General features: G+C 32.4%; 10 protein-coding genes. 4 read left to right on the forward strand and 6 right to left on the reverse strand.

Features of this window, described 5'->3' with window-relative positions; translation table 11 throughout:
* Positions 1–36: 36 nt before the first annotated feature.
* Complete coding sequence (locus tag Q0770_RS05470; RefSeq protein WP_299114840.1) at positions 37–6,672, forward strand: BspA family leucine-rich repeat surface protein; 6,636 nt, start codon at positions 37–39, stop codon at positions 6,670–6,672.
* A 91-nt stretch (positions 6,673–6,763) separates the two neighbouring features.
* On the opposite strand, the gene Q0770_RS05475 is transcribed toward Q0770_RS05470, so the two are convergent.
* Positions 6,764–7,558 carry a DUF6503 family protein gene (locus Q0770_RS05475; RefSeq protein WP_299114842.1) on the reverse strand — a complete coding sequence of 265 codons (795 nt, stop codon included), beginning with the start codon at positions 7,556–7,558 and terminating at the stop codon, positions 6,764–6,766.
* A gap of 66 nt (positions 7,559–7,624) precedes the next feature.
* Between Q0770_RS05475 and Q0770_RS05480 the strand changes: the two genes are divergently transcribed.
* The 3 genes from Q0770_RS05480 to Q0770_RS05490 are packed head-to-tail and all read left to right on the forward strand — an operon-like array spanning position 7,625 to position 10,011.
* Positions 7,625–8,422 (forward strand): RNA methyltransferase, encoded by a 798-nt coding sequence (locus Q0770_RS05480; protein ID WP_299114844.1) that lies wholly within the window; start codon positions 7,625–7,627, stop codon positions 8,420–8,422.
* Between the two features lie 9 nt (positions 8,423–8,431).
* Positions 8,432–9,664, forward strand: a complete 1,233-nt coding sequence (locus Q0770_RS05485; protein ID WP_299114846.1) for a M48 family metallopeptidase — start codon at positions 8,432–8,434, stop codon at positions 9,662–9,664.
* Between the two features lie 23 nt (positions 9,665–9,687).
* Positions 9,688–10,011: a hypothetical protein gene (locus Q0770_RS05490; RefSeq protein ID WP_299114848.1), complete on the forward strand. Its 324-nt coding sequence runs from the start codon at positions 9,688–9,690 to the stop codon at positions 10,009–10,011.
* A 16-nt stretch (positions 10,012–10,027) separates the two neighbouring features.
* Here the strand turns inward: Q0770_RS05490 and Q0770_RS05495 are convergent, their stop codons facing one another.
* The 5 genes from Q0770_RS05495 to Q0770_RS05515 all read right to left on the reverse strand — a co-directional run bounded on the left by Q0770_RS05495 (position 10,028) and on the right by Q0770_RS05515 (position 19,820).
* Positions 10,028–10,735, reverse strand: coding sequence for a hypothetical protein (locus tag Q0770_RS05495; protein WP_299114850.1), 708 nt, complete (start codon positions 10,733–10,735; stop codon positions 10,028–10,030).
* Entirely contained in the window at positions 10,732–16,356 is a 5,625-nt protein-coding gene (locus Q0770_RS05500; protein WP_299114852.1) for a T9SS type A sorting domain-containing protein, read from the reverse strand. Before Q0770_RS05500 ends, Q0770_RS05495 begins: the two co-directional genes overlap by 4 nt.
* 14 nt (positions 16,357–16,370) lie before the next feature.
* Positions 16,371–18,602, reverse strand: a complete 2,232-nt coding sequence (locus Q0770_RS05505; RefSeq protein ID WP_299114853.1) for a hypothetical protein — start codon at positions 18,600–18,602, stop codon at positions 16,371–16,373.
* Positions 18,603–18,626: 24 nt separating this feature from the next.
* Positions 18,627–19,139, reverse strand: coding sequence for a T9SS type A sorting domain-containing protein (locus Q0770_RS05510; protein ID WP_299114855.1), 513 nt, complete (start codon positions 19,137–19,139; stop codon positions 18,627–18,629).
* Positions 19,140–19,226: 87 nt separating this feature from the next.
* Entirely contained in the window at positions 19,227–19,820 is a 594-nt protein-coding gene (locus Q0770_RS05515) for an outer membrane beta-barrel protein (protein ID WP_299114857.1), read from the reverse strand.
* Between the last annotated feature and the right edge of the window lie 26 nt (positions 19,821–19,846).

Below are 19,846 nucleotides of genomic sequence, written 5' to 3' on the forward strand. Positions count from 1 at the left end.
AACATAAAACACGTTGTTTAATCTAAATCATTTCATATGAAAAATAGTCTACACTATTGCCTTATTTTCGGCTTTTACCTCTTTTCTTTAAGCTTTGTAAGCGGTCAAAATATTAATCAATTAGCTAAAGAACATATTGTGCAAAATAAAGCACAATACAATCTTACAGATGACGATATTAAAGAATTCAGAATCACCAAAAACTATGTAAGTAGTCTCAGTGGTGTCCGCCATGTTCATGGCATACAACAGCATAATGGTATTGACATAGATCAAGCCAATTTTAGTATGCATTTAAAAGACGGCAAAATATTCAAATACACTAACAACTTTGAGCCTAACTTAAATTCTAAAATCACAGGCAGGTCTAACGTTTCATCTAATAGCAGCTTAAATACTTTAAAAAGAATTTTACCTGAGCTCGGAATTACCAATTATGGCACCATATCAATTGATGATAAAAAACTTGAAAATATTCACATATTTAATGGTGAAGGTGGTTCTCTGGAAGATGCCACTGCCCAATTGCAGTATTATAAAGATATTGATCAAAAAAGAATTCTTGCATGGCATTTCACAATTAGACAAGTTAATCATGGAGATTCTTGGAATGTTATTGTAGATGCCTCTACAAATAAAATAATAAACAAATGGGACTTAAAATTAAAATGCAGTGAAGTAAATCACAGCCATAACCACAATGAATTATCAACTTATGGTCCTGTTTTTGAAAATAATGACTCGGTAGAAGAAGTAACAAACTACCTGATGCCCCTAGACCAAAGTTATGAGGTCTTTGCGCATCCAATACAGAACCCTACAGAGGCAAATTTCCAACGTACAATTGAAGTAAATCCATATAATACAACGGCTTCACCTGATGGTTGGCACCACATAGTTGGTGATGGTGATTACTTTACCACTAAAGGAAATAATATAGATGCCTATTCAGATGGTAACGCCAGTTTTAGACCCGTTGAAAATGATTTAAATTTTGTCGATTATCCATTTTATAATACATACACTGTTACAGCTGACCGTGCGGCGGTAACTAATGCATTTTATTGGGCAAACTTATCCCATGATATTTTTTATGTGTATGGCTTTGATGAAGCTGCTGGTAATTTTCAACAGCATAATTACACACCATTAGGTGCTGGAGGTGATGCCATTACAGTATTAACTCATTCGGGGTCTTGCGCCTCATTCTATGAACCAGTATCGTCAGATGGTTTAAGCCCTACAATAAAAATTTCTACATGTAATAGGTTTGGATCCAATATGGATGGTGCTTATGACAATTGGGTAATGGTGCATGAATATGCTCATGGAGTGGTTAATAGAATAATTGGTAATAATCATACTGTCCAAAACCCAGAACATATGGACGAAGGTTGGGCCGATTGGTTTGGTATGATGTTAACAATGAATCATGAAGAAGGTCAGTTGCCTAACAGAATTAGACCATTAGGTGTCTGGCATGAAGGAAACCATCCAGCATATGCCTTAAGAACCTATGATGCCAACAGAGCACCTAACGACTTGAGTTATTACAACTATGCAAATCTCGATGGACTTGTAACAACTGGACCCAATGAACAAGGAGAAAGTATTGACAGGTATGAAATTGCCAAAGTTTGGGGTGCCATACTATGGGACTTAACATGGACATTAATTGATGACTATGGGTTTGATTCTGACATCTATTATGGTAATGGAGGTAATAACATGGCTTTAAAGCTTGTTATGGAAGCCATGCATTACACTGGTAATACTCCAGGTTTTCAAACAGGTCTTGACGGCCTATTAGAAGCGGATCAAGACTTATTTAATGGCGCATTGGAGTGCTATATAAAAACTGCATTTACTAACAGAGGATTTGGTGATGGAGCGCTCACAGATATTTTTGAACCTTATATAGACTTTTATCATTCATTTAATGAATACCCGTGTGAAGAATCCGATGTCAGCATATACATTACAAATACTGATTATCCAACTTGTGATGAAGTCGATTACGAAAGTGAAGATTCATGGTTCTATGTCACCGCAAATGTACTTGTTCCTGAAACTTATAACTCAGAGAATTTAGCTTCAGATTTAAATGCCGGTAATATCTCGTTAGAGCTGTTTACAGCTGGTAATGTCTCAGTCTCTCTAAGAACAATTTCAGCAGATAATAATGTAGCAACTTTAGAAAATAACGTAATAGAGCTAAGTTTCCCAATTAATATAAATACATTTTTAGGTATTGAACCTAATTGGGTAAGAAATTATGATTTTCAAATAAATGCAAACCTCAATGGTACTGTAACCAATCACAGAGTATCAGGTATTGACTTAACATTATGTGGTTCATACACCTGTGAAATGAATGAGATTATTATTGACACAGACAATTTTCCGTCATGTGTAGCACCAGATACACCATTCCCATTAAACATTGGTGGATCATTCCAATTAGTCGGAAGATATAAAGCAGTAAGCATAAAATTAGTAATCACTCATGAAAATGGAGGATTTCAAGAACTCATCATAGATGATTTTGACGAAACTAGTTATGTTGCATTAACAGGTTATCCTGAAGGATTTATAGGGCTTTATGATTTTGACTTAAACGCATCAGATTTTATAAGTGGATTACAGGGAGATTATACTGTACAGGCCTTTTTCTATACGAGAGTAAAAACTACTTATTGTGAAGAACCTGTTACAAGTCAAGAACTCACAATATCATTTGATTGTAACCCAAATAATTTGTGTGAAAATCAATTGTTTGCTGATTCTGGTAGTATTCCAATCTGTCCTAATTTAACCCAAACAGATTTTGCATTTGATATTTGTGGAACCTACTGTACGGAGGATTTTTTAAGTAATATTCAGCTAGACATTATTAATCATGATAATCAGATAAGCATATTTAATACTGATAATTATCAATCTAATGCTACAGGTGAATTCTGTTTTACAATCAACGATGAAAATTTTGTAAACGGATTTTCTGGCAATTATGACTTTGAAATTACTGCAACTTACCAAAATGGTTTAGGTGAAACGTATAATGTTGAAACAGTAGTAAGCGGTATTAATTTTGATGAGTGTAATTCACAATCAATTTGTGATATTAATATAACACCTGAAGAGGCATCTGAGGGCTTTGAAACCAACTTTGGTGTTTGGACACAACCAGAAACCAATACCATTAATTGGGTGAGAGCCAATAACGTAACTCCAAACCCAAACTATCCAACACCTAATGGAGGATCAGATGGAACAACATGGTTTGCCTTATTAAATCAAGAAAATACAGGACCTCTTAACACAACTGCTCTTGTTTCTCCTTGCATAGATTTAAGAGATATGGCCACAGCACAGATTGATTTCGATACATTTTTTTGGGGCCCTATTTTTGATCAGCAAAGCAACTTAATATTAGAAATAAGCCTTAATAATGGGTTAAGTTGGGAAAGTGATGCATTAGCAACAGTGCCTAGTTTACAGAATCTCGATTGGGGTGAAAGAGTTGTAAACTTAACGCCTTTTGTGGATAATGAAATAAGGTTAAGATTTGTTGCTACTTCTAATAATGGTCTGATTAGGCTTGGATTAGATAATATAAATCTAGAGTATACCATAGAGCAAAATAATTGTCCAGATGGCGAATTACAAATTACTTCGGTTTCAGGAGATTGTGAGACTATCGTTAACGGCAAAGCTATTAGTGTATGTGGCACCTATTGCGAGGATGAGCCATTAATGAATATGGAATTAGATATTATTGATACTGATACTGGTGAAATTATAAATACATTACCAGGAAACTCTTCTATTATAGATGGCAACTTCTGTTTCAATATCGTCGATACGGACTTTATAAACGGTCTTCAAGGTAACTATAACTTTACCGTTACAGCTTTTTTTCAAGATTCGAATGGAAACAATTACGAGGTTAGTGAAACGACTCAAGGCGTCTCTTTTGATGATTGTGAACCGCCTTTTTCTTGTAAACCTCTCACCGTAAAATTATCAAGAGATCTTCCTCCTTGTCAAAAAATAATAGACCCAAATGGCACATCAATATGTATTAGCTATATCATTCCTCAAGGTGCTGCTACATCTACATTAATTCTCTCTTTTAATCAAATCGATGGACCTGATAATTTCAATTTAATTGAATTTAATCCACCTACACCAAATCAAGACGCTAATGGCAATCCAATGGGAGACTTTTGTTTCACAATAACTGAAGATTTATTTCAAACGCCAATTGAAGGCATGTACTCAGTTAATGCCACAATAATAGCGGAAGATTCAGCTGGAAATTCATGTCCTGATGAATTAGACAAACCACAAACTATTGACTTTAGTGACTGCCAGATTGATTGCCCTGATTGCAATAAGGAAATTTTGGCAAATATATCTTTCACAGAAACTAAGACTTGTGGTGTATATGAATTTAAAGTACCAGAATTAAACAATTGTTACAAGGTTGTTTATTACATTAATAACGAAGAAGAAGACGTCTTAGAAGAAGGTATAACACCGCATACTTTTAATCAAAACGGTACTTACACGATTGATGTAGTAGTGGTTGATTTAGAAACTGGAAAGAATTGTGCAAAGAAAGGATATGAAATAAGAATCGAATGTCCGACTAATGTTTGTCCGGATTGTAATAAGGATATATTTAATAATATAACCATCAATGAAACAAAAGACTGCGGTGTTTATGAGATTTTTGTTCCACAATTATATGATTGTTATAAAGTAGCTTATACAATCGATAATGGTCAATTCACAACTTTATCAGAAGGTATTAATACTATAACTTTCAACGAAAACGGTATGTATACTATTAGTTATGGCGTAATTGACTTAGATACGGATAAAATCTGTGCGAAAGACGACAAAGAAATTAAAATTGGCTGTATTAGTACACAACCAGATGAAATGTTTATTACCACTTGGAAAATTGATGACTACGACCCAACTATTACAATACCAACTTTTGCTGGAGAAACATATAATTACGATGTAGACTGGGAAGGTGATGGAGTTTTTGATGACTTTGGTGTTACTGGAGATATCACACACGACTATGGAGAAGGTGGTGCTTACGAAGTACATATAAGAGGAAACTTCCCAAGAATATATTTTGTATATGATAGACAAAATCTAAACCCATATAAGATTGTATATGTTAATCAATGGGGTAATCAAGTATGGTCATCTATGGGCTCAGCTTTTGCAAATTGCATTAACTTAAGAGTTATAGCTCCTGATACTCCTGATTTATCTGAAGTAACAGATATGAGTAATATGTTTTTAGGTGCAAGATCATTAAATGAGTCACTCAATAACTGGAATGTAAGTAATGTAGTAAATATGCAAGGATTATTTTCTGGGGCAATTAGTTTTAATCAACCTCTTAATAACTGGGATGTAAGTAGAGTGACTAATATGAGTAATATGTTTGCTCTAGCATCAAATTTCAACCAGTCATTGAATAATTGGGACGTAAGAAATGTTCAAACAATGTTTAGAATGTTTAATAGAACAACAAACTTTAATCAATTTATTGGTAATTGGGAATTTTCAAACGGAATAATTCTAAAAGAAATGTTCTTTGATGCTGTAAGTTTTAATCAACCATTAAATAGCTGGGATGTTAGTGGTGTTGCAGATATAACTGGTCTTTTCTTTGGAGCACATAGCTTTAATCAACCATTAAACCAATGGAATACTAGTAATATTACAAACTTTTATAGAATGTTCTATGATGCTCACGATTTTGACCAATCGCTTAATAATTGGGATGTAAGTAACGCGTCTAATATGAGCGGTATGTTTAGTAGTACAATTAATTTTAATCAGCCACTTAATAATTGGGATGTTAGTAACGTATCTAACATAAGTGGTATGTTTGGCAGTACAGTTAACTTTAATCAGCCACTTAATAATTGGGATGTTAGTAATGTGTCTAACATGAGCGGTATGTTTAGTAGTACAGTTAACTTTAATCAACCACTTAATAATTGGGATGTTAGTAATGTGTCTAATATGAGTAGTATGTTTAGTGGTGCAGATAGTTTCAACCAACCTCTCAATAATTGGGATGTTAGTAATGTATCGGATATGCGACATATGTTTTTTAATTCCGAAAGCTTTAATCAATCTCTTGGTTCTTGGGATATAAGCAACGTATCTGACATGCTAGGTATGCTTTCTTTCTCAGGTTTGTCCACAACAAACTACGATAGTATTTTAATTGGCTGGGCATCACAAAATCTACAGACTAATGTAGAACTTCATGCATTAAATATTAATTATTGTAGTGGTGCAGCAGCAAGACAAAACATTATAAATAATTTTAACTGGTCAATTTACGATGCTAGCGTTGACCCTAGTTGTAGGGTACAAAATTCTATTAAGAAAAACAATGTTACTGTTTATCCAAACCCTGCAGAAAATGAAATTTCGCTTTCTGTAGAGAAAACCAAAATAAAAACTATTGAGATTAGTAATATTTATGGTAATACAATAAGACGTGTTAAAGGTCTTGATGCATCTAAATATACCTTGAATGTACAAGACTACGCAAGAGGATTTTATTTTATTAAAATCACAACTAGTGATGGCAAAGTCCAAGTAAAAAATGTTATACTCAAGTAATTTTTAAAAATAAAAAGGGAACCAAATTGGTTCCCTTTTTTGTTCTAATCTGTGTGAGATACTGAAACAAGTTCAGTATGACAAATAGTGTTTATTCAATAATCTTAGCACCTTCTGGCATACCAAACATAGCATCTTTTGGTGCTGCTTCAGAAATAACAACGTCAGCAAACTCAACCGTATTTCTTAATTCTGTTGGTTTTCCTTCTTCAACTGTGTACCACGAAATACTTTTTGGTAATGCCAAGCCGCTTAAGGTTTGCCAATTATCATAACGGATATAACGGAAACTTTTGCTCTTCTCTTCTTTACCAAAAGTCACCGTATAAGCTAACCATTGCATTTGTCCAGAATCTGCATCATAATATACAATGTACTGGTCATTCGGTGAGACGCCAACACCAGCATCATAAGAAATTAAAACACCTGGATATGTCTTGCCTTCAAAAGTTAAAGGCTCTGATTCTTCATAGATAATACCATCATCGCCAACAATAAATGGCATGGCATAGAAGTACATCATTAAACCTTTATAAAACTTAGCGTTTCCTTTATATTCGTTTCCATCTTTTTCGTTAACCCATAAGGTTCTGCCATCAAAACCTGCAGCATGCGTTGGTGTATCAATTAATTCGGCACGAGTTTTAAGATTTGTTGTCGTTACCTCAGCGCCTTTAGGCTTATTCATGGTAAAAGACAGGGTTTTCATTTTATTCCAGTTGTCAATGCCTCCATGAGCATCGAATACTTTAGTTATACTCTCTGGATAAACACTAGTAGTAATATCCTCTTGCTTAATGTCTTCTACTTCTGTAGTAGATTTTGTTTCGTTTTTACAGGCTACAATAAAAGTTGCGACTGTAAATAATAATAGTATTTTTTTCATGATATGGTTTTTGTTGATGGTTTTGACGTTATATTTCCTGTAAAATTACATTACTTTTGTTATTGTATGCACAAATCTATAACTAGTCCACAAAATCCATTTATAAAACAGCTCATACAGCTTAAAGACAAGTCTCGCGAGCGCAAGAAAACAAATCGTTTTTTACTAGAAGGAAAACGTGAGCTATCTCTTGCTATAAAGGGCGGGTATGATATTGAAACGCTCTTATACTTTCCAGATTTGTTTTCTGAAAGTGAAGCAGAAGCCATGGAGCGCTATACTATTGAAATTATTGAAATTTCAAAAGACGTATTTCAAAAATTGGCACATCGAGGAACTACGGAAGGTATTATAGCTGTAGGAAAGACAAAATCGCATACGCTTGAAGCACTAAAACTTACATCAAAGAACCCTTTGATATTAGTTGCCGAAGCGCCTGAAAAACCAGGTAATGTTGGTGCATTATTACGTACTGCAGATGCCGCAAATGTAGATGCTGTGATTATTGCAAACCCAAAGTCCGATATTTATAATCCAAACATCATTCGCTCGAGTGTTGGTTGTGTATTCACAACTGAAATTGCTGTTGCAAGTAGTGAAGATGTAATAAACTATTTACAGAAATACAATTTTAATATTTTTAGTGCAATTCTTCAAGAATCAAAACCCTATCACACTCAAGACTATACATTTCCGACAGCTATTGTCGTTGGTACTGAAGCTACTGGACTTACTCAAGAATGGCGCGATGCTGCAACTCAAAATATAAGTATACCAATGCAAGGCGTTATAGACTCTATGAATGTTTCTGTAGCCGCAGGTATTTTAATCTTTGAAGCTAAAAGACAACGTGATTTTAAATAATTTAATTAAATGAATTCAGAAACTCTCTTTTATATTATCATAGGTATTATTGTTATTAATTTTATAAAAGATAAAATCCTTGATGCCTTAAACGCAAAACATTTTAATGATACAATTCCGTCTGAGTTAGCTGATGTTTTTGATGAAGATGCCTATAAAAAATCTCAAGCTTATAAAGCTGTAAATTATAGGTTTGGAATTTGGTCGTCTTTATTTTCTCTAGTTTTAACTCTTAGTTTTTTATTGCTAGATGGTTTTGAATATGTAGATACTATTGCTAGAGGTTATTCAGAAAACCCAATTATTATTTCGCTGATATTCTTTGGTATAATTATGCTTGCAAGTGATATCATTTCTACACCTTTTTCTTATTACAAAACCTTTGTTATTGAAGAGCGTTTTGGTTTTAATAAAAGCACTAAAAAACTCTTCATTATAGACAAAATCAAAGGCCTATTTATGATGGCAATACTAGGCGGTGGATTATTAGCTTTAATTGTTTGGTTTTATCAAGCAACAGGGAAATATTTTTGGTTATATGCATGGGCATTAATTACTGGGTTTACAGTATTTATGAATATGTTTTATGCGCGTTTAATAGTCCCACTATTTAATAAGCAAACACCTTTAGAGGATGGCGAATTACGAAACAAAATTTCTGACTATGCAAATTCTGTAGGCTTTAGCTTAAAAAAGATTTTTGTCATTGACGGCTCTAAACGAAGTACTAAAGCCAATGCTTATTTTTCTGGATTTGGAAGTGAAAAACGCGTCACACTTTTTGATACCTTGATTAATGATTTAGAAGAAGAAGAAATCGTTTCTGTATTAGCACATGAGGTAGGACATTATAAACGTAAACACATTATTTTTAACCTTTTTGCTTCAATACTATTAACAGGATTGACGCTATTTATTTTATCAATCTTTATTTCTAACCCATTACTATCTAATGCTATTGGTGTTAAAATTCCTAGTTTTCATGCAGGTCTTATTGCATTTGGATTGCTGTACTCACCTATTTCGGAAGTTACGGGACTTATTATGAATTACTTTTCACGTAAGTTTGAATACCAAGCAGATGACTATGCCAAAAACACATACAAAGCCGAGCCACTAATTAGTTCGTTAAAAAAACTATCTAAAAACAGCTTGAGTAATCTTACTCCTCATAAAGCCTATGTTTTTATACATTATTCACACCCTACATTATTACAACGTATTCAGAATATGAGAAAATAGTATATTTAAAAAACCAAAATCTTATGTGGGAAGAAAAGCTAAAATACTTTGATAAACTTGTTGACCAATGTGACCGCTTTGAACGCAAAGGCAAAAACATGATTTACACTTCGGCAAATGGCTATATGTTTGCATTATTAAACAAAGCTGGAGAGATAGGTTTTAGATTACCTAAACCAGTAGCTGCAAAGTTTATGGAAGACCATAACACTGGCCCTTATTATTCTTATGGCGCAAAAATGAAAGACTATGTGTTAGTCCCAGAATCACTCTACAACAATGAAAAGTTACTCGTAGATTTCTTAAATCAGAGTTATGACTTTGTAATGAGTTTGCCTAAAAAATAAAAAAATCGTTGACTAACTAATTCAGGATACTAAATTGAAACACGCTTGATTCTGATGTGTTTCCTGCTGCATCTTTTGTTACAACTTTCCAATAGTAAATATTTCCTGGTGTAACAGTTATTTGCAATTGATTTACAGTTATGTTTGTTGTATCTACAACTGGAGGATTACTAGTTCCTATGTACACATCATAACCAACAATATCATTATCTACATCACTTCCGCTCCATAGCAATGTTACTGAGTTAGTTGAAGGTAGCGTCTCTGCCATAGTAGGCGAAATAATTTCTGCTTGAAAAGGCGGATAGGTTTGTATCGCTTCACCTGCATTATAAAAATTCCAAATTTCACTTTCTAAAATTTCATTATTATAAACATAATTTACAAACCATCTGTAAGCAATCGCTCTTTCTATAGTTACAGGATATATAAAATCTTCTGTTTCGTATTCTGTGATACTATTAGTAGATAAGTTTTCTATAGAAAGTATATAGCTTTGCGCATTATTATTAGGTTCCCATTCAAAAAGAACAGTACTTTCGGTAGGTGTAATATTTGTACCCTCAGTGCATAAAGAACTTTCAAACGGAAATATTAATTGAACTCCCTCAACTTCATCAGGGGTTTCATCATTTGGTATAAGCGTATTTATATTATCATCAGTAGTATCTACACATCCTTGAATGAGTAGTACAAAACAAATAAACTTAATTAGTCTTTTCATTGTTTGATAATTTTATAAGTTGAAATTCGTGTTTTGGATGTTACAGAAATTATATATATACCTGAATCAAAGCTTGATGTATTTATCCTTATGTTTTGTGTTTCACCTGTATGTTTTTCATTTAAAATCAACTTTCCAATAATAGAATGCACATTTACAGATATCTCTTCTTCATTAACATTGTCTATGTTTATAACATCATTGAAAGGATTTGGAGAAATCACAAAATCTTTTGTATTAAATATAATCTCACTAAAAATACCCTGACATTCTAAGTCTGTGCTTACTTTTAGTGTATTTGCACCTTCTTTTAAATCTAGTGTTATTGAAGAATTGTGTGTTGTAAAAGTTTCATCATTAAACACAAAATTATAACTAGTACTACCAGACATTTCTACTACAATTCTATTTCCTGAAGCTACTCTACTTGCAAAAACTTCTAGTGGATTCGGTTCAGTTATAACTATTGTATAACATGTTTGATAAGCTGGCCACTCTTCAATAGTGATACACATTTCATAAGTGCCGGCCAATAGATTAAGTATATCAATATCATTAATAAAGTTATACTCTTGAAAAAAATCTTCTCCTGTAAGAGTAACCATATAAGAATAAGTCTCTTGAGACACTATGGTGATTTGACCATCATTACTGTTTAAGCAGGTTTCACTAAGTATTGAAATTGCAAAATTATCATTTGCTAACCCAGGAAAAGGGCAACCAAATAAATCTACAGGAACACCAAATTCTGTGCCTGGGCACAAGTCTTCCGTATTAGGCACACCATCGTTATCTGCATCTTCACAAATGGTCTGATAAGTAGCGGTGTCATCTTTATCCCAGTTATCGTATGTGCCATTTACATTTGAAATTACAGCTACTGGGTCATCGACCAAAATACATCCTAAATCCGGATTATTTATAGCATTAAATATTTGTAAATTTTCATTATTACCATTTTGAAGATTTAACTGGTCTCCCACTAAAATGTTTGATTGGCAAAAGAGTATTTCTAAATTTACATTTTGAGTAAAACTTAAACTACTGATAAGATTAGATGAACAGTTGAGTTCTTCTAGATTTGTTAGTATATCAACATTTAAAGCATTAAGACTATTATTAGCAACATCTAAATTGACTAAATCTGAATTAGTATCTAAGTTCAAGGTTGTTAATCCATTATCAGAAATATCCAAGGAAGTTAAACCAGTGAGTGATGTTAAATCTATATCTGTAATGTTGTTATTTGAGGCATCTAAATTTGTCAAAACTAAATTATTGCTAAGATCTACTGAAGAGACATTATTAATTTCAAAATTTAAATTAACTAAGCTCACAAAATCCTCAATACCAGTTAGGTCTGAAATTTCTCTAGATGAGATATTTAAAAAAGTGACACTTTCAATATTTGTTGTAGGTACATAATCGTCCAATGGCTCTGTATCATAACCTAAATCAATTAAAGCTTGTTCAAGATTATCGTCAGGCACAAAGGTTTCTCCAAAGAAACATTCTGTCGAAAATTGAGTTGTAGCATCTACTAGCCAAGTTACCCCAGCAGGCACAGTACCATTATCTGTTTCAATACATGTTAAATCTGGATTGTTTTGCGTATTGAGATTGACTAATATGGCATTTTGTCCGTTTTTAATATTTAAAACTTCAAGTGAATTAGATTGACAGCTCAAATTTGTTACATTTTGATTTAATTGAAAATCGAGCTCAACAATAGCATTACCGTCACAAATAAAATCACTTAAACTTAGTATTTCACTTGGCAAAAAAGAAGTAAATACATTATTAGAAATATCCAAAACTGCCAGATTGGTATTTTGAGTTAAATCAATACTAGCAATTGAATTACTCGAACAATTTAGAGTTGTAAGTGCTAAATTATTTGTTGTATTAATAGTACTTAGCTGATTATTAGAAGCATTTAGAGTTATTAAGTTTATGTTTGAACTGAGATCAATACTATCTATAGCATTGCTTGAACAATTTAAATCTTCTAAAGCTTCGAAATCTTCAATTCCCGTTAAATCTGCAATATTATTTCCGCTAACATCCAGGGTTAGTAGCGTTTCGATATTTGCTGTTGGCACGTAATCATTTAAAGGCCCTGAATCTAACCCTAAATCAATTAAAGCTTGCTCAAAATTATCATCTGGGACGAAAGTTTCACCAAAATTACAATCCGTATTATAGCTCGTTGTTGCATCTTTTAACCAACCTATTGGGATATTATTAGCATCATCTACTTGAATACAATCCAAATTTGGGTTATTGGTAGCATTAAAATTAGTGATGTCTGAATTTATACCATTTTGAAGATTTATAAATTCTAACTGATTATTTGATAGATTAATTGTTATATTTTCTGGGCAATCCTGAGGCTGAGATGGTTGAAATGGACAAGCCGAAATGGACATGGTGGTTAAATCCAAATCACCTTCAATCTGGTTATTATTGGCATTGAGTGTTTTAAGTGTACCTAAGTTATTAGATAGAACTATAGTTGTAATAAGGTTTGAGTTAAAGTCTGCCTCAATAAGATTGACATTACTACTTAAATTTAAACTACTCAACTCATTATTACTACAAGACAAAAATTTTAAAGCCGTGTTTGTAGTTAGATCTAATTGTGCTATATCATTAACATTACAATTAAGTTCTTCTAATGATGTATTCAAGATTAAAACAAGTGATGATAGGTTGTTTTGAGAAGCAAGGATTGCAAGTACGTTTGTGTTCGTAGATAAATCTATGTTAGTAATCTGATTACTTGTGAAATCTAAAAATTCTAATGAATTTAATCCATTAATTTCTAATTGACTTAATTCGTTAGATCTACAATTTAAACTTACCAGATCTTGGTAATTGACTAATTGAAGATTCGATAAATTATTATTAGCACAGCTAAGCTTTGTTAGTGTATTATTTAAAACTGTTGATGTCGTTAAATTATCGATTCTATTACTATCGCAATTAACATCTTCAAGAACTGGTAGAGCGCTTATATCTAGATTTGATAATAAATTATTTGAGGTATTTAAAATTCTTAAAAGGGCATTATTACTTAAATCAAGATTAATTAATTTGTTATCTGAACAATCTAACACTTCTAGGCTTGTATTTTGAGAGATATCAATATTGGCGAAGTTATTACCTGCACAATACAGCTCAGTTAGTGATAACGCACCACTTATGCCAAATATACCGTTTAAATCATCTATGTTATTTGAACTACAATTGAGACGTTCTAAAAATAATAAGTCATTTACATCTAAATCATTTAAGAAATTTCCGCTACAATCTAATTCTACGAGCGATTTAAAATCTTGAATTCCTGTTAAATTAGAAATTCCTGAATCGCTCACATCTAAGTTTTGAAGTTGCTCAATATTAGCAGTTAATACTTGTCCGTCTACAATTGCATCAAAACCTAAATCAATCAATGCTTCTTCAAAAAAGATATCAGGAATTAATGTAAAACGATTATTGTCACAATCATTATTATAGTTTGCTGTAGCATCAATCTGCCATGCCAATGGTATGTTACCTATAATTGTATCATCTACATTAATACAAAACAAGTTTGGGTTGTTAGTTGCATTAAAATTAGCGAGTAGGTTATTATTTCCATTTTTAATATCCAGTTCTGTTAGAGAATTGTTATTACATAATAATGACGTAAGATTTGTATTTAATGTAACATTTAGAGTTCCAATAGAATTACCAGAAATATCTAATGTTACTAATGCAAGATTAGTGTCAAGGTTTATTACTGATAGAATATTATTAGAACAATTTAAATCCTGAAGCGCTATAAAATCTTCAATACCTGTTAAGTCTTCAATTGCCAAACCTGAAACATCCAACATGGTAAGCATATCTATATCTGCAGTAGGTACAAAATTATTTAAGGTATTATCTGAATCTATTCCTTGATCAATTAAAGCTTGTTCAAAATTATCATCTGGTATATAAGTACCACACTGCGTATTGTAAGATGCTGCTGCATCTTTTTGCCAACCAGGAGCAGTATCAGAAAATGCAATATCATCAACCTTAATGCAAAATAGGCTACTATTACTAGTAGCATTAAATGTTGTAATTGCAGTATTATTGGAATTATCTATCTCTAAAGAGAATAAGTTGTTATCGTTACATAATACAGTTGATAATACTGAATTTACACTAAGATTTAAACTCTCTATTAGGTTGTTTGAACAGTCTAAAACATCAAGAAGTGTATTAAATTGAAGATTTAAATTTAACAAGCTATTACCTGAACAATTAAGAATAGTAAGTTGATTATTATTGCTTAAATCCAAATTTGAAATTTGATTATTCGAAATATTTAAAAAATCTATATTGAGATTCGAAGATGTGTCTAATTGAGACAAATTGTTATTTGACAAGTATAATTCTGTTAGCGCCGTATTAGGCAAAATATTAATTTCGTTAATGGAGTTGTTATCTGCAATTAATATACTTAGTGCCAAAAAATCTTCAATTCCTGTAGCATCAGAAATCCCTTGGTTGGAAATATCTAAAGTCATTAAGGAATCTATATTGGACGTTAGCACAAGGTTATCCAACATATCGTCATATCCTAAGTTGATTAGAGCTTGCTCAAAATTATCGTCTGGCACGTAGGTATAAATATCTGCACAAACACCATCTGTATAATAAGCCCAATCGTCTTTAATCCAACCATTTGGCGTAAAACCAGAATCAATTTGAATACAAAATAAATCGGGATTATCTGAAGCGTTAAAAATTGCTATTAAATCATTATAACCATTATTAACTATTAATGAAGTTAGCTCATTTCGAGATACATTAATTGTGGATGTTCCTTGACATAAAGTTATTGGGTCAGTTTGTGGATCTGGACAAACAACAGTATTAATAGAACTTAAATCTAAATCTGTAATTCTATTATTTGAAGCATCTAAGTTCTTTAAAACTGTATTTGCTGTTAAATCTAATGTACTTATTAGATTAGAAGAACAAAAAAGGCTTTCCAAGTCTAAATTGTTACTCACCAACAGTTCACCAATTATTCTATTATTAGAAACACTTAGAGAGGTGAGTGCATTATTACTCTCCACATTTATGCCTGAAAGTTGATTTCCTGATACTGTTAAACTTTTAAGATTGATGTTATTTGAAACATCTATAGTTTGTAATTGATTGTCTGAACAATTTAATGTTTCTAAACTTGTATTATTTGCTAATGATAAATCTGTTAACCTATTTATACCACATAATAAGGAAACTAGACTTAGGTTGTTAGAAATATCAAGTTCTGACAAATTATTATCACTGCATATCAAAGCTTCCAAAGCACTAAAATCCTCTATCCCAGAAAGTTCTGCGATAGATAAGTTTGAGACATCTAAAAATGTAACTCCGCTTATTCTATTTGTAAAAACTAATCCGTTATTTGCTATGCCATCACCCATACTACTCGCATCACCAATTGTAACGGAATTACCATTTTCATCATGTGTTTCGAGATAATTCTCAAAGCTAGTGTCAGGTATTGCTGTAGTTTGGGATTGACTTACACTAAAACTAAAAAAAATTAAAACACAGATAATTGACTTCATCATATCTATATCAAAAATTAATCTCTTTTTCCTACGCTTAATTCTCTATGATAGTGAAACTGCTTATCAAATTTTTGCCTAAGTTTTGTAAGAAATTCGGCTTTAAAACTAGCATCAGTTTTTAGTTTTTTCCAAAGGTCAAAGTTATCGATATCTAAACCTTCAGCACGAAGTTGATTTTCTGCTATTTTTAAGGCCAACTCAAAGTCTTTTTCTGTAATCTCAAAATATATAATCTCGCCTTCATGTGATGCAACTCTCTCGTAATCTCTTCCTGCAATGTTTCCTTTTTTCTCATCATGATATTCTGGGTCTTGATTTAATGTTATAGTATTCTCAGATTGAGAGGCTTTTATTTCAGCCAGAGATTCGAATATTTTAGAAATCTGACTTTTTAATGCTTTTATTTCTTCATCTTGATTATTTAATTGCTTCTCTAGTCTCTGTACGATAAAATTATTATCGTTTTTATTTAAGCCAACTGCCACGTTTATCATATTGAAACCAAAATTATTATTACTCTCTCCCCATGAAATACCTATGATATCTTTTATTTGTTCGGTAGTAATTTTAGAAGGCGCTATGCCTTTAGCAATACCATCATTTTTTCCACTTGGTAAAATGTAATCCCCAATATTTACCTTACCAAATACTTTTACCGGAACCTGTCCCATAAAAGCCACTTTTTCAAAATTTTGCTCTTTATTTAGTTGCGGCATATTTCCAAGTACAATTGGCTTAAATGAAACAACCATTACACGCTCTGCATTGATTGTGTTTTTTGATATTTTACCACCAATGACACCAACGACATCTCCATAAGTCATTGTTTCTTTTAAATCCGCACGTTCTAAATATTCTGCATAATCTCCAGCACCTGAGGCATAGGTTACACCTTCATAAGTTATCTTATTGTCATCATATAAGTCTTTATTATCTTCGGCTCTTATTTTGGCTGCAATTGCAAAACCTTCTTTTACGACGACTATAAGTACTTCGGCAGCAGCAAATGCAATATCTACAGGACCAGGAACCACAGTACAAGCACCTAAACCAAAGCAAGCTCTAAAATCTGAACCAGCTGCAATAAGTCTTGCCGCAGTAACCGCAATATCTACTGATGCCCAAATTAAATCTATATCTGCATCAAAAATATCGTAGTCTAGAGATGTTTGATCAAACAAATAGTCCGCATTGTTTCCAAATTCTGATGGTATCTCACCTTCTATTCTTCCCCACATTGTTGGTGTAGTGAAAGGAAGAGTAACACCAGAAGGTGTCGTTCCACCAGATACGGTAGTGGTATCCCAAAACGATATAAAGTTATTTCTATTCCTTCTCTCATCATCAACAATAATTGCTAAACCTTGATTACCCCCTTCTATAATAACAGGATAACTATTAATATTTAAATCTGAACCACTTAACCCAGATGTAATTCTAACTGGCTCAGTCTCAGATTGTATTCTCACTCTCCCTGTTAAAGAGGTAGATAAATTTACCGTTAAATCATCTGCTGTTAAATCTCCAAAACTTGCTTGACCGTTGACATTTAAATCATTTAATGTGGTTAAACCAAGGACATCTAAAGTCCCTTCCATATTTGAGTTTCCACCTACTCTTAAACTTCCAGATAAGTCTGTTGGTCTTTGATTATTTACATTAAAAGCTTCGTTTAAATTAGTCACGCCATCTACAGTTAAAGTTCCTGACAAATAACTTGGGACATTGTCATTGACGTTTAAAGCATCATTAAAATTTGCTGGTCCTTCAACAAGCAACTGGCCGTTTAAAGAAGTATTACCATCTACATCAAGGTTTCCTGATGCAGTTATATCTCTATGTTTTGCGTAAGGTAAATACGTTAGCTCCTCTACACTTATTAATGTAAAGTCTGAACCACCTTCAAAATCAATTTCAACTTTTAATAATTTAGTACCACCATCCCAACTTATACTTTTAAATGCATCATTGTCCTTACCTATTATAAGATTTACACGACCAAATTCATCAGTTTCTGTTATACGAGTTTCTTGAAATTCAGGTGGGCTTTGTTCATTGTCGCCATCTATTATTGAAAACCTCATATTAATAGTAGTTTGAGGCAAATAATTATCTGGAGAGTTTACACCTGGCAATTCTAATTCGTCTGGACCAATAATTACGGCTTGATAAGTTAAGCCATCAGTTTGTGCAAAAACTTGTAATGTTAAGCAAAAAAATAATGCGATAAGTAGTATTCTTTTCATGATTGCTGATTTTATATTTTTCTCTTATTTAGATTTTATGAGTTTAGAATTAAAGTGTTTACTGCCTGAGACAACTTTTAAAAAATATGTGCCACTTTGTATATTATTAAATTGTAAGTCAATTTTTTGAGCTGCAGAATAAACATTAGAGTAGATTAGCTTGCCAGTAACATCATTAAGCAAAACCATTATATCATTTTTTATAGGGCTAGTAAAATCAATTGTTACTTGTTGATTGAATGGATTTGGATACACTTTTGCTTCCAAATTATAATCTACTTCTGTAACAATGCTTATGTTAAATAATGGTTGCTGATAACCTTGTCTCAAAACATAATTACCATTACTGTGCGTACCAATAACACTAGATTGACCAATGCTCTGGCTTACATTATAAGTTCCTTGAGTTGTGGCTATTGTTTGAGATGAACCACTGCTTCCAAGATTAGAACTGATGATTCTATAACTCGAATTTGTTTGCGCTAAACATACTTGTGTAAAGCAAAACAGAAGTAATATTGGTAAAAATGTTTTCATAATTATTTATAAATCTAGAACTAAATCTCTATCAGTTTTAATGTTTCTTTTAATGTCCACCTTTTGTCTACTGAAAATCGAAAACTTCTAAAAATCGCAATTACAATTGGGCAGATTGATTATAAAACCAATACCAAACTGATGTGCATTAAGTCCTAATTTTTCTTGTGTACTTCCGCTGTTAGCTAAGGTTGTTTTTCCGTAATTATAGACAGCTGAAATTGCTGCATACTTTGAAACAGGATATTGCATTTCTAATCCGCCTCTAAAAAACACTATGGTGTTATTAAACTCTTCATTACCAACTAGGTTAAATACAGCATTATTTATGGTTTGATTCCCTCTTACCATAATCTCTGGTGATACCGATACATTAGCGAAAAAGTAAAGGTCTCTTAATTGAAATAGCTGAATACTCATGCCTGCTTTAAGTCCTAGGTAACTCACATCCCATTCAAAAAAGTTATTTACACTATTCTCACTACCAATCGCACCGTAATTATTATAAGTTGCTCCTAGTGATAAATACAATGTTTTACTTGGATTGATGCTTTGCCTGTATCCCATTCCGTAATAGGTGCTAGAAGTAGATAACAAATTATCTAGTGGTTGGCCTTGAGAGTTTTCATAATCAAAAGAAGATATGGTTGTACCAATCTCAAAATATAGTTGCTGACACATGCATGAGTAACTAATCATTAATGCGA

Origin of the sequence: uncultured Winogradskyella sp. (assembly GCF_947501905.1) — a bacterium.
Taxonomy (GTDB): Bacteria; Bacteroidota; Bacteroidia; order Flavobacteriales; family Flavobacteriaceae; genus Winogradskyella.